Consider the following 661-nt stretch of genomic DNA (forward strand, 5'->3'; position numbering starts at 1 on the left):
GACCACTGGTGATCGTCTCGCGCAGACCCTTTTCGACCGAAGGGATGAACTCCTTCGGAATGATGCCACCGGTGATGTCGTTGACGAACAAGAAATCGTCTTTGACGTTGTCGCTCTTGCGCTCTTCCTCGGTCATCGGCGACAGCTCGATCACAACGTGACCGTACTGACCCTTACCACCGGACTGCTTGGCGTGCTTGTAATCAGACTTGACGTCGGACTTGCGGATCGTTTCGCGGTAGGCCACCTGCGGCTTGCCGAAGTTGGCCTCGACATTGAACTCGCCACGCATGCGGTCGACGATGATGTCCAGGTGCAACTCGCCCATGCCCGAGATGATGGTCTGGCCGGATTCTTCGTCGGTCTTGACGCGGAACGAGGGATCTTCCTGCGCCAGACGACCCAGGGCCATGCCCATCTTTTCCTGGTCCGACTTGGTCTTCGGCTCCACCGCCATCGAGATCACCGGCTCCGGGAACACCATGCGCTCCAGGGTGATGATCTTGTCCTGCGCACACAGCGTGTCACCGGTGGTGACGTCCTTCAGACCCACGGCAGCGGCGATGTCGCCCGCGCGCACCTCCTTGATCTCTTCGCGATTGTTGGAGTGCATCTGCAGGATGCGGCCCACGCGCTCTTTCTTCGACTTGACCGGGTTGTA

At 59.6% G+C, this 661-nt stretch carries 1 protein-coding gene; it reads right to left on the reverse strand.

The window, feature by feature from the left end:
- Positions 1-661 (reverse strand): EF-Tu/IF-2/RF-3 family GTPase (locus AYJ08_RS07405; protein WP_255365455.1); only part of this gene is annotated, 661 nt, incomplete at both ends.

The organism is Brevibacillus sp. SKDU10, from assembly GCF_001645205.1.
In the GTDB taxonomy this organism is placed as follows: domain Bacteria; phylum Bacillota; class Bacilli; order Brevibacillales; family Brevibacillaceae; genus Brevibacillus_B; species Brevibacillus_B halotolerans.